Below are 12,141 nucleotides of genomic sequence, written 5' to 3' on the forward strand. Positions count from 1 at the left end.
TTCCACGACGCCGGGGCAGCCGCGATTTCGCGGTTGCCCCGGCGTCGTCGTGTCCGCCGCCTTCCGGCCGACGACTCGTGAACAGCAATGCGCGAGAAGAGGAAAGCGGTCGTGTAACGCTGTAATGCATAAGTGGATTTCCCTTCGGACCCGCAAGGCACGGAGGGAGTAGGCGGCGCGTCACCGGCGCCGAGACGATCGCAGGCGGGCGGCGGCGTGCCGCCCGGCCGAATCGCACGACAGGGGCGAGGATGACCGAGACCACTGGCCGCCTGGTGCGGCTGCCCGGGCTGGTCCTGCGCTGCGCGTGGGTCGGCGCCATCGTGTTCTTCTACGGCCTGCTCATCGCCGGTTCGGCGCTCGGCGCGCGCTTCCGGCGTTCGAAGGACGGGCGAGGCCTGCGCGACGGCGACCGGTGGGTCCGGATGCTGACCCGCCTCGGGCCGTCCTACATCAAGATCGGCCAACTGCTGAGCACCCGGCGCGACCTGCTGCCGGAAGAGGTGACCACCCCGCTGGGGCGGCTCACCGACGGCGCCTCGCCCCCGCGCAGGCGGCGGATCGAGCGCGCCGTCCGGCACGCCTACCGCGACCGGCCGTGGCCGTTCCGGGAGTTCGACTGGGAGCCGGTCGCCTCCGGCAGCATCGCGACGGTCCACGAAGCCGTCACGCTGGACGGCAGGCACGTCGCGGTCAAGGTGCGCCGGCCCGGCATCGAGCGCGTGATGTGGCAGGACTTCACGCTGACCTCCTCGGCGATGAGCCTGATGGGCATGCTGCCCAAGCTGCGCAAGATGCCGTTCAAGCTCATGCACGGGCAGGTCGGCGGCGCGATCCTGCGGCAGCTCGACTTCGCGGCCGAGGCGGCGTCGCTGACCGCGTTGCGGGCCAACCTGGAGGGCGGCACGCGCAACGTGACCATCCCGGCGCCGCTGCCGGAGCTGTGCACGCCCGAGACCGTGGTCATGGAGTTCATCAGCGACCTGAGGCGGTTCGAGCCCGGCGAGCTGGACCTCGCCACCCGGCGCTCGGTGCAGCGGGCGGTGCTGGGCACGGTCTACGAGATGCTGTTCATCGACGGCTTCGTGCACTGCGACCTGCACCCGGGCAACCTGTACTTCGACCTCAACGCCGACCTGGTGATGCTGGACGCCGGCTTCGTCATCCAGCTGCCCGACCCGGTGCGCCGGTCGTTCGCGGACTTCTTCATCAACATGGCGATGGGCGACGGCTGGATGTGCGCCCAGATCGTCATCGAGAGCGCCGCCGAGGTCGCCGACGACTGCGACCTGGAGGGCTTCCGCACCGCGCTCGGCGAGCTGGTGTCGGAGACGTCGGGCGCGAAGTCCGGCGAGTTCGACCTCGCCACCTTCGCCGGCCGGCTGTTCGACCTGCAACGCCGCTTCGGCCTGTTCCCCGCGCCGGAGTTCGCCTTCCCCCTGCTCTCGCTGCTGGTCATCGAGGGCATGATCAAGGGTTTCGACTCCGACCTCGACTTCCAGGCCGAGGCCATCCCGGTGCTGCGCCGCCGCAACATCCCTCGTGACGCCCCATCCGCTGTTGAAAGGTGAGTCGAGCATGGACGCAACCACCCACGTCCGGGTTCCGCTGGTCGACGAGGGTCAGGCCGAAGGCCGCCTCGCCGAGCTGTACGCCGACATCAAGAGCAACACCAACCTGCCGTTCGTGCCGGACATGTTCCGCCTGCTGTCCACCCGGCCGGACCTGCTCGAAGGGGTGGTGGCCGGCTACAAGGGCATGTTCATCACCGGCATCATGCCCCGGCAGACGCGCGAGCTGATCGCCGCGTGGACGTCGAAGGTCAACCAGTGCCCCTACTGCGTCGGCACGCACAACTTCTTCTTCCAGGCCTTCGGCGGCCCCGAGGAGACCGCGAAGGCGGTCGAGTCCGCGGAGTCCGTCGAGGACCTGCCGGTGGACGAGAAGCACAAGGTACTGCTGCGCCTGCTCACCAAGCTGAGCAAGGAGGCGTACAAGATCACCGACGTCGACTGGAAGCTGGCCACGGACGCCGGCTGGACCTCCGAGGAGCTGCTGGAGGGCTTCTTCATCGCCGGGATGTTCAACTTCATCACCCGCATGGTGGACGGCCTGGGCCTGGGCTTCTCGGTGGCGGCGAGCCGGGTGTCGCAGCAGGAGGTCCCGGCCGGAGGTGAGGCGTGACGGCGTCCCGCGCGGTCCTGATCACCGGCGTCAACTCCTCGGGCGGGCTGTCGTCCGGCACCGGCCGCGCCACCGCGCTGCGCCTGCACCGCGCCGGCTGGCCGGTGTACGCCACCGGGCGTGACCTGGACGGGCTGAAGGACCTCGCCGAGGAGGGCATCACCACGCTCCAGGTGGACGTCACCGACGAGGAGTCGATGGTGGCCGCGGTGGAGCGCATCACCGAGGACCACGGCGCGGTCGGCGTCCTGGTGAACAACGCCGCCTACAGCCTCAACGGGACGATCGGCGAGACGCCGATCGACCAGGTGCGGCGGCAGTTCGAGACGAACTTCTTCGGGCTGTCCCGGATGACGCAGCTGGTGCTGCCCGGCATGCGCGAGCAGCGCTCCGGGCGGATCATCATGATGTCGTCGATCTTCGGCCTGTTCGCCACCCCCGGCCGCGGCTACTACCAGGCGACCAAGCACGCCCTGGAGGCCATCAGCGACTCGCTGCGGCTGGAGGTGAAGCCGTGGGACATCAAGGTGTCGATCATCGAGCCGTCGCCGATCCTCGGCTCGTTCGTGCCGACCACGGTCGGCGACCTCGGCCTGGACACCGACAGCGACCTGTACGCCGACTTCTGGGAGCGCTTCGTCGTCTGGCACGGCGCCTACCGCGAGGTCGACAAGCCCAAGGGCCGCGGTCGCACGGCGGTGCGCTCCAGCAAGGTCGCGGAGACCATCGAGAAGGCCATCACGGACCCCAACCCGAGGATCCGCTACCGGCTCGGCCTGCCGACCCACCTGCTGAAGCCGCAGCGCGCGATCTTCGGCGACCGGGCCTGGGAGGTGTTCGTCACCAAGTTCTTCCCGCAGCCGTAACGGTTGCGGCACCACGACGAAGCGGCTCCGGACCAAGAGGTTCCGGAGCCGCTTCGTCGTGGTGACGGGTCTCAGCCCTCACTCAGCCAGGCCGCCATCCGCTCCCCGATCATGATCGAGGTCAGGTTGGTGTTGGCGCGCACCGTGCTCGGCATGATGGACGAGTCGGCGACGTAGAGGGACTCGATGCCGTGCACCGCGCCCCGCTCGTCCACGACCGAGTCCGGGTCCGAGGCCGGCCCCATCCGGACCGTGCCCACCGGGTGGTAGGCGCTGTCGAGGCTGGTCTTCACGTACTGCCGCACCATGTCGTCGTTGTCGATCATGGCGTCCCGCAGCACCACGAAGCCCTGGCCGAGCTTCATGATCTCCGGGTGGTGCGCCAGCTTCCACGCCGTGCGGACGCCGTCGACGAGGATGTCCATCTCGCGCTCGTCGTCGAGGAAGTTCAGCACGATCGTCGGCTGGGCCGTCGGGTCGGCGGACGGCAGCGTGATCCGGCCGCGGGAGCCGGGGCGCTGCGACACCACCATCACGCCGAGGATCTCGGTGGCGCCCGCCAGCATCTGCAGCTCCGGGAAGTGCGCCAGCGAGAAGTGGTTGACCATGTAGTACTGCAGGTCGTTGAACTCGCCGCTCACCGGTGACGTGGTGCGCAGGATCTGCTGGAGGAACGCCTCGGTCGGGTCGATCACCCCCGGCTGCGGCACCAGGAACGCCCCGGTGCGCTGGTGGTCCACCAGGTTGCCGCCGACGCCCGACAGGTCCGCGCGGACGTCGATGCCCAGCCGGCGCAGGTCCTCGGCCGGGCCGATGCCGGAGCGCAGCAGGATCATCGGCGACGCGACCGCACCCGTGGCCAGGATGACCCGACGGCCCTCGACGAGCTCGTAGGAGCCGCCCTTCGCCGCCGCCATGACCCCGATCGCCTTCGCGCCCTCGAACACCACCCGGTCGACCGAGGTGTTCGCCCTGATCTCCAGGTTCGGCCGCGACCGGACCAACCGCAGGTACGTCGTGCCGGTGGTGGCCCGGTGCACCGTGTCGTGCCGGGTGGACGGGATCGAGCCGACGCCGGTCGCGTCCGGGTGGTTGTGGTCCTTGACCTCCGGGAAACCCGCCGCCAGGCAGGCCTCGACGAACGCCGTCTGCCCCGGCGACAGCTCCTCGGGCCGCCACCGGCGGATCGGCATCGGGCCACCGCCGCCGTGGAACTCGCTGTCGCCGAAGTCGTAGTCGTTCTCCAGCTTGCGGAAGTAGGGCAGCACCTCCTCGTAGGACCACCCGGGGTTCCCGGCGGCGGCCCAGTCGTCGTAGTCCTCCGCGACGCCGCGCAGACCCACCGTCGCGCCGACCGCCGACGAGCCGCCGGCGAGCTTGCCGCGGGGGAAGCGGATGCGGCGACCGTCGTGGACGTCCGCCCGGAAGGTCCAGTCATTGCCGTCGAACGACATCGCGCGGCCGTAGAAGATCTCCTCCGGCAGGTCCTCCGGCTCGACGTAGTCCGGGCCGCCCTCCAGGAGCAGCACGCGTCGAGCCGGGTCCTCGGTCAGCCGGGCCGCGAGCGCCGCACCGGCCGACCCGGCGCCGACGATGATGTCGTCATATTGAGCCGTCATAAGCAGTCCTCGAAGATTGGGCGCTTCGGTCGCAGGGTTCTGCGACCCACCCGCCGAGCCTCGCACCGGCCGCGATGACCTTGCTACTCGCGCGTTGCCCGGCGTGCGCGCGCCGTCGATCCCCCGCGATGAAGTAGAGGACCGCTCGGGAACACGGCCGAATCGTGCCGCGAATTCGTCTCTCACCTGGGAATTCCGCACCGGGGGCCGCCTTCTCCGATCATGCCGACTTCGCCGGTCGCGATGCCCGCGGAGGGAGCCGGCGGGCACGCTGGGAGTAGGCATCCGGGCGCGGTTGCGCCGACCATTTCAACCAAGTCCCAAACGCCGCGGCCATCCGTGGCGGGACGAAGGGAGCGAACATTGTCCAGCTCTTGGGGCGCGCTCAGGCGCCGCATCCTGACTCCCAACATCTCCGCGACGAAGCTGTCCGTGCGTGGCTTCCACTACAAGGACGAGACCGCGCGAGAACTGCTGGAGACGGTCGGGCGTTCCTTCCTGGAGGGCTACGGCTACGCCGCCGAGTCGCGTGAGCCGATCGAGGCCGAGCGCAAGCTCGAGGAGATGCCGTACAAGTTCCGCGGTTTCGCCTACGAGGGCGCCGGGATGGGCTTCGCGGTGCGCGACGCGCTCCCGTTCGGCCGCGGCGGGCGGACCGGCCGGTTCCTCCAGGGGCGGGCCAAGAACCACGACTACATGGTCCTCGTCGGCGTCGGCTGGGCGATGGCCCGGGTGCCGAGGTCGCGCTGGTCCAAGCTCGGACTGGACGACGACCCGTTGCTGCGCTGGCTCGCGCTCGACGGCTACGGGTTCCACCAGGCGTTCTTCAAGACCGGCAAGTACGTGCACGAGCAGTACCGCGAGCCGGCCTTCCCGTGGCCCACCGACGGCTCCAGCTGGTACTCGCCGCGCGGCATCGACCAGGGCATCGGTCGGGCCATGTGGTTCGTCGGCGGCGCCGACCCGAAGGTCGTGGCCGACCTGATCGAGGGGTTCGCCGAGGAGCGCCACGCCGACCTGTACGCGGGCTCCGGGCTGGCGGCCACCTACGCGGGCGGCCTGCCCGAGAGCGAGCTGCGCTGGTACGCCGACCGGGTGGGCCCCTACCTGCCCAACGTCGCGCAGGGCAGCGCGTTCGCCGCCACCGCGCGGGTGGACCAGGGCCTCGTCGTCGACCACACCGGTGTGGCGACCAAGGTCTTCTGCGACATGACGCCCGAAGAAGCGGCGAAGTTGTGCCACGACACCCGGCCGCCGGCGGTCGCCGAACTGCCCGAGCACCCCGGGATCCCGGCGTTCGAGGTGTGGCGCAAGCGCATCACCGCGGCGTTCACGACCGATGCGGATGTGACGACATGACGACGACCGACACGGCGGGCGCGCGGCGGGCCGTTCCCGGACCGCCGCGCAGCGAGACGCTGAGCCTGCTGGCCAGGATGGCGCGGGACCGGCTCTCCGTGATGACCACCGTGTCCCAGCAGTACGGCGACGCGGTCCGGCTGCGGCTCGGCCCGAAGTCGATGTACTTCTTCAACCACCCCGACCACGCCAAGTACGTGCTCGCCGACAACCCGACCAACTTCGTCAAGGGCATCGGCCTGGTGCACGCGCGCCGTGCCCTCGGCGACGGTCTGCTGACCAGCGAGGGCGAGCTGTGGAAGGCGCAGCGCAAGACGATGCAGCCGGTCTTCCAGGCCAAGCGGATCGCGGGCAAGGCCGACGTGATCGCGCAGGAGGCCGCGGGTCTGGTCGCCAAGCTGCGCGGGCACCGCGACGGCGGGCCGATCGACATCAGCGAGGAGATGACGGGGCTGACGCTCGGCGTGCTCGGCCGCGCCCTGCTCGACGCCGACCTCGGCGCGTTCGAGTCCATCGGGCACTCGTTCGAGGCGGTCCAGAACCAGGCGATGTTCGAGATGATGTCGTTGAGCACGGTGCCGCACTGGGTGCCGTTACCCATCCAGCGGCGCTTCCACCGCGCCAGGGCCGACCTGGACCGCATCGTCGCCCAGCTGGTCGACGAGCGCCGCGCGAACCCGACCGCCGAGGGCGACGACGTGCTGTCCCGACTGGTCGAGGCGACCAGGAACGAGCCCGACCCGGCGGTCGCGCACCAGCGGGTGCGCGACGAGATGGTGACCCTGCTGCTGGCCGGGCACGAGACCACCGCGAGCACGCTCAGCTGGACGTTCTACCTGGCCGACAAGCACCCCGAGGTGTGGGAGCGGATGCACGCCGAGGCCGTCGAGGTGCTGGGCGACCGGCAGCCGACGTTCCAGGACATCCCCCGCCTGCGGTACACCACCCAGGTGATCCAGGAGGTCATGCGGCTGTACCCGCCGGTGTGGATCCTGCCGCGGGTGACCGTCGAAGAGGACGAGATCGGCGGGTACCACGTGCCGGCCGGCGCGGACGTGCTGCTCTGCCCGTACACCCTGCACCGGCACCCCGGGTTCTGGGAGGAGCCCGACACGTTCGACCCGGACCGGTTCTCCCCCGGCCGGTCGTCCGGTCGGTCGCGGTACGCCTACATCCCGTTCGGCGCCGGTCCGCGCGTGTGCGTCGGCAGCGGTCTCGGCATGATGGAGGCGACCATCGTGGCCGCCAGCGTGGTGCGCGAGCTGCGACTGTCCACAGTGCCCGGTTACGACGTGCGCGGCGAGCCGATGCTGACGCTGCGCGTGCGCGGCGGGCTGCCGATGACCGTGCGGTCGGCCGCGTGAGGCACGGGTCGGCACCCGGACCGGCCGGCGCCATGAGCCGCGACTGCGCGTCCACCTGACGCGGAGGGCCGGCCGGGAGTCGGGGATCACCGGCGGGTGCCGGTAGTGCGCGCAGCGCCGGACGGCCGAACCGGGTCGTGGCACCTTACCAGCGGCGGAAGTTTCCATTACGCTGTGATTCTTCTTTCTCCCGATCCCTGAAGCGCCCGCGGAGGAACCGATCCCCATGCGACCAACACTGGTACAGGCCGGCTTGCGCGGGCTCTCCACCGCGCAGGTGCGGCAGGTGCGCGCAGTGCGTTACGGCGCGGCCGAAGAGGACGTGGCCCGGGTCTACCGGGAGCTCGAACGCGACTTCGGCGTGCTCGCGCCGCCGATCGCGCTGCACGCGTCGTCACCCGACGTGCTGGCGGCGGCCTGGTTGATGCTGCGCGAGACGCTGCTCGTGCCGGGCACGGCGCCGCGCGCGCACAAGGAGGCCGTCTCCACCGCGGTCTCCGAGACCAACGAGTGCCCGTTCTGCATCTCGATGCACTCGTCGATGCTGATCGACCTGGTCGGCTACCGGAACGGCACCATCCCGGACCCGGACACCCGGGCCGCCGCCGAGTGGGCGACCGCGAACGCGACCCCGGACGGGGCGGCCGGGCACCCGGTGCCGTTCCCGGCGGCGCAGGCCCCCGAGATGGTCGGCACGGCGGTGGTACTGCAGTACCTCAACCGGATGGTGAACATCTTCCTCGGCGAGCTGCCGCTGCCACCGGGCGCGCCGGCCGCGTCGATGACCGTCGTGCGCCGGGTGCTGGTGTGGTTGATCAAGTCGGCCGAGCGGCGCGGTCCGCGATCGGGCACCTCGCTCGACCTGCTGCCCGACGCGCCGCTGCCCGAGGACCTGAAGTGGGCCGAGGGGCACGCCGCGATCGCCGGCGCGTACGCGCGTGGCGCGGCGGCCATCGACGTGGCCGGTCGGCGTTCGGTGCCGGCCGAGGTGCGCTCGCTGGTGCTGGAGCACCTGGCGCGGTGGGACGGCAAGCCGATGGGCGTGAGCCGCGCGTGGGTGGAGGACGCGATCACCGTGCTGCCCGAGGACCAGCGGGACGCCGGACGCCTGGCGCTGCTGACCGCGCTGGCGTCCTACCAGATCGACCAGTCGGTGCTCGACCGCTTCCGCGCGGGACGGCCGGACGACGGGTCGCTGATCGACCTGACGTCGTGGGCGAGCCTGGCCGCGGCGCGGCGCGTGGGCAGCTGGATGACGTTCCGCTCGGAGACCGAGGCCCTGCCGCCGGCGGCTCGGTCGACGCACGAGTGACGTGATCGCGCCGGCGGTTCCGACCGACACCGGAGCCGCCGGCGCGATCACGCCCGGCGGCTTTGCGGCTTGCGGATCTGGGGCTCCACGGCTCTGCGGCACCCCGGCAGGCGTCACGGGTGGTTGCCCGACAAGGGGTTCGCGCCACCCGGCCGTCTCGGCGTCGCGGAGCAGCGGTCAGGTCTGCCGGCGCTCGTCCGTCCGACGCCCGTCAGCTCTCGGCGGCCTTGGCGGCGGCACCGGAGGCGGGGCCGCCAAGGCCGAGCCGAACCGGTCGACCACGACCAGCAGGAGCACGGCGACCAGCAGACCCGCGCCCGCGCCGATCGCGGTTCCCACCAGGCGGCCGACCCGCCAGCCGATCGCGCCGCCCGCCGCCACGAGCACGAGCAGCGCGGCCGACGCCGACGGCTGGACCAGCCACCTCCACGAGCCGGCGCGACGCACCGGGCACCTCCGGTCAGCGGGCCCGCGCGCCGAAGGGCGTCACGCGGCCCAGCGGTGCGCGGGCGGCCGGCACGGCCAGTTCCACGTCCGGCACGTCGCGGGTGTCCAGCTCGGGCAGCGCGAGCAGGATCGGCAGGTCCAACGTGGACGCCGACCTGGTCTCGATGTCCGCCTCCGCCGTCCGGCCCGCCCGCACGGAGCCCGCCTCGGCGGCGCCGACGAACAACGGCCGCCGCTTGGACGGGTTGGGGTCGAGGTCGTCGACCGCGACCACCGCGGCCCGGAGGTAGTACCGGCCCTCCGGCATCGCTTCGAGCCGGTACGGCCCCGAGCCGTCGCGGATGTCGCACGCGACCGGGACGCCCTGGGCGATCGGGTCCTTGAACGCGCCGACGTACACGCGCACGGGCGTCGCGGTCTCCGGCACGCCGACCCACCCGGCCACCGAACCCGCCTGGGTGCCGCGCGCGGACCCGGAGAACGACGAGGGCGACAGGATGCCGCCGTAGGACAACGCGCGGTAGCGGGCGGGCGGCACGCCGACGCTGCGGGTGAAGCGGCTGGTGAACGTGCCGAGGCTGTTGTAGCCCACCATGTACGAGATCTCGGTGACGCTCAACGACGTCTCCAGCAGCAGCTGCTTGGCCTTGGTGAGCCGGATCGCGGTGAGGAACCGGCCGGGCGAGGTGCCGGTCAGCGTCCGGAAGACCCGGGAGAAGTAGAACTTGCTCAGTATCGCGGTGTCCGCCATGTCCGCCAGTGAAAGCGGCTCGTGGTACCGGCTCCACATCGTGTCGATCGCGCGCTCTACCGCAGTCTGCACAACAGTCCCTCCATTCCGTTCGCTGAAGCGGTCACGGTGAGCACCTCGTACCTCCCGACGCCGGCGGACCACCGGTCTCCGGACACCGCCCGCGGCGGTTCGTACGAGGATGCCCCGCCGTTGTGGCACGGTCTACTTCGCGCTTGCGGTGCGACGTCGGCGATGACGGCGGCTAACGCCGGCCCGTGCCGACCGCGACCGGCGCCTGCGCCCGCTCGCGCATCCGGACGCTGACCCGCAGGTGTTCCCCCGGGCCGACGGCGACCACGTGGCCGTTCCCGCCGGCGAACTCCAGGCCCGAGCGGGACAGGCGCGGGTTGCCGGCGCGCATCGCGACCGCGACGCACCGGGTGGCCGAGGCGCCGACGACGAGCTCGTGGTCGAGCGGGCCCTCGACGAGCGTGCTCGACGCGGGCACGCCGCACGGGATCAGGTCGTCGATGAGACCCACGGTGACCTTCGACGCGTCGTCCCACGCCGGGACCTCCAGCGTGCCGACCACCGAGCCGCTGCCGCCGAACCGCGGCAGCGGCATCGCGTCGAACACCGACGAGCCGGTCTCCAGGGGGTTGTCGAAGTCCGGCAGCGCGACGGCCGCGAGCACACCGCTCACCCCCGGGTTGCGGTACTGGGTCGGCGAGAGGCCGACCGCACGGGTGAACCTGGTGGTGAACGTCCCCACGCTGCTGTACCCGATGGTGGCGACGATGTCCGCGACGTTCATCCACGTGGTCAGCAGCAAGCGTTTCGCCTCGAACAGCCGGACAGCGGTCAGGTACCGACCCGGCGGAACGCCCACGGCGGCGTGGAACAAGCGGGAGAAATGAAATGGACTGACCAGTGCCGCACCGGCCACATCGCGCAGGGTCAGTGGTTCGTAGTAGTTCGTGCGCATCAACGTGATGGCGCGCTGAACGGCATCGTGCACGGTTGTTTCCTTTCGGCCTGAATAGCGGTCGGTTGATTCGCGGCACGGTGCCACCGCAGCCGGACGTGCGGCGTCCAGACTGTTCGTAGTCCCAGATAAAGCCGCTGCGGTGCGGCGCGAACCTGCCAACTCGCTTTTTCGTGAATACGGCGGTTCCTGCACGATGCCGATCTTCACCACCCCAGATGGCCTTTGTGCGAAGCCCCCAATAACTTCGCAACGGGAAGGACGCTAGCAGGGACGGGTGGCGCTGGAAATTACCCGAGAACCAGGACCGCAATATGTGAGACGACCCTGCGCCGTTTCGGGCAACCAGTACGACCGCACAGGTGAACGCCGTGGCCGCCGATCGCCGAGGTGGCCTACCGCCCATCACGATGGGTGACAATTTACTCACCGGATGTCCGAGCGACCCCGTCCGCCCGCCCACAAGGTCCCCCGGGGGCCGCCCCGACCCGGATCCGGAGGGCTCGGACCAGCGGAGCCCGCAGGTCGGACGCGGTCTCGCCGCAGCTCCCGGGCCAGGCACCCACCGTCACCGACCGCTGTGCCGACCCACCAACCCGTCGACCGGACGGCCGGTGCGGGGCTTCATGGTCATCGCTAAGTGTAACGGTGTCATGCCACCGCCGGCGGCGACCCGGACCGGACCGGTCGGAACAGACCGCCCAGCCGAGACGGGAAAGGTCGAGTCGACCCGCAGGAAGACCGTGATCGATTCTCGGGAATTCCACGTGGCCGGGTTTCCGATCATTCCCGAATCGACCGCCACCACACCCGACGCGACGCCGGACCCGGGACCCGCGGCTCGTTCACATCGGGATCCCGCAGGTCCGTCCGAGCCGCCGCGCACGCCCCGCCCTCTCGATACCGGACCGCCTCGCCAGGGCGGTGAGTCGCCGACCGGCCCGATGACCGTTCGGCTCACCGGCGAATTCGGCCATTCGCCGTACAACGCGACCGCGGGCGCGCCCCTTGCTTGATCGATCCTTCTGCATTACTGTTGCCCACATCCGATAGGGAAGGTTCCCTTACATCGGTCGGCGATCGACTCGGAGACGAAACGGGAAGGTGGGAAATGAGCGCGCACGCGGACGTCGGCCGATCCGGAACACCCCCGTACCGCACGACCCGCCTCCCGACGTCCCGCTCCTGCGGACCACCACCATCGGCGGCCAAGCGCCCGCCGCACCCCTGTCGTTGATCGCCCACGGCCCCCTTCGCGGCCGAAGCGGCGAT

The 12,141-nt window shown here is 70.9% G+C and carries 10 protein-coding genes; 6 read left to right on the forward strand and 4 right to left on the reverse strand.

What is annotated here, in order from left to right; translation table 11 throughout:
- Positions 1 to 251 precede the first annotated feature (251 nt).
- The 3 genes from ACQPYE_RS29040 to ACQPYE_RS29050 are packed head-to-tail and all read left to right on the forward strand — an operon-like array spanning position 252 to position 3,050.
- Positions 252 to 1,571 (forward strand): ABC1 kinase family protein, encoded by a 1,320-nt coding sequence (locus tag ACQPYE_RS29040; protein WP_498715899.1) that lies wholly within the window; start codon positions 252 to 254, stop codon positions 1,569 to 1,571.
- A gap of 7 nt (positions 1,572 to 1,578) precedes the next feature.
- Entirely contained in the window at positions 1,579 to 2,184 is a 606-nt protein-coding gene (locus ACQPYE_RS29045; protein WP_498715900.1) for a carboxymuconolactone decarboxylase family protein, read from the forward strand.
- The gene (locus tag ACQPYE_RS29050) at positions 2,181 to 3,050 is read left to right on the forward strand and encodes an SDR family oxidoreductase (protein ID WP_498715901.1); all 870 of its coding nucleotides are present in this window, start codon (positions 2,181 to 2,183) and stop codon (positions 3,048 to 3,050) included. Before ACQPYE_RS29045 ends, ACQPYE_RS29050 begins: the two co-directional genes overlap by 4 nt.
- Before the next feature lie 71 nt (positions 3,051 to 3,121).
- On the opposite strand, the gene ACQPYE_RS29055 is transcribed toward ACQPYE_RS29050, so the two are convergent.
- Positions 3,122 to 4,669, reverse strand: coding sequence for a GMC family oxidoreductase (locus tag ACQPYE_RS29055; RefSeq protein WP_498715903.1), 1,548 nt, complete (start codon positions 4,667 to 4,669; stop codon positions 3,122 to 3,124).
- Positions 4,670 to 5,032: 363 nt separating this feature from the next.
- Here ACQPYE_RS29055 and ACQPYE_RS29060 point away from each other — a divergent pair, with 363 nt between their 5' ends.
- The 3 genes from ACQPYE_RS29060 to ACQPYE_RS29070 all read left to right on the forward strand — a co-directional run bounded on the left by ACQPYE_RS29060 (position 5,033) and on the right by ACQPYE_RS29070 (position 8,704).
- Positions 5,033 to 6,028, forward strand: a complete 996-nt coding sequence (locus ACQPYE_RS29060; protein WP_498715904.1) for a DUF1702 family protein — start codon at positions 5,033 to 5,035, stop codon at positions 6,026 to 6,028.
- Positions 6,025 to 7,392, forward strand: coding sequence for a cytochrome P450 (locus ACQPYE_RS29065; protein ID WP_498715905.1), 1,368 nt, complete (start codon positions 6,025 to 6,027; stop codon positions 7,390 to 7,392). The genes ACQPYE_RS29060 and ACQPYE_RS29065 overlap by 4 nt, the downstream gene beginning before the upstream one ends.
- Positions 7,393 to 7,678: 286 nt before the next feature.
- Entirely contained in the window at positions 7,679 to 8,704 is a 1,026-nt protein-coding gene (locus ACQPYE_RS29070; RefSeq protein WP_498715906.1) for a carboxymuconolactone decarboxylase family protein, read from the forward strand.
- Positions 8,705 to 8,881: 177 nt separating this feature from the next.
- On the opposite strand, the gene ACQPYE_RS29075 is transcribed toward ACQPYE_RS29070, so the two are convergent.
- The 3 genes from ACQPYE_RS29075 to ACQPYE_RS29085 form a co-directional block, all read right to left on the reverse strand.
- Positions 8,882 to 9,151, reverse strand: a complete 270-nt coding sequence (locus tag ACQPYE_RS29075) for a hypothetical protein (RefSeq protein WP_498715908.1) — start codon at positions 9,149 to 9,151, stop codon at positions 8,882 to 8,884.
- 13 nt (positions 9,152 to 9,164) lie between these two features.
- Positions 9,165 to 9,974 carry a helix-turn-helix transcriptional regulator gene (locus tag ACQPYE_RS29080; protein WP_498715910.1) on the reverse strand — a complete coding sequence of 270 codons (810 nt, stop codon included), beginning with the start codon at positions 9,972 to 9,974 and terminating at the stop codon, positions 9,165 to 9,167.
- A 172-nt stretch (positions 9,975 to 10,146) separates the two neighbouring features.
- Complete coding sequence (locus tag ACQPYE_RS29085; protein ID WP_498715911.1) at positions 10,147 to 10,902, reverse strand: helix-turn-helix domain-containing protein; 756 nt, start codon at positions 10,900 to 10,902, stop codon at positions 10,147 to 10,149.
- Positions 10,903 to 12,141: the final 1,239 nt, after the last annotated feature.

Source organism: Actinosynnema sp. CA-299493 (assembly GCF_050946825.1).
Classification (GTDB): domain Bacteria; phylum Actinomycetota; class Actinomycetes; order Mycobacteriales; family Pseudonocardiaceae; genus Actinosynnema.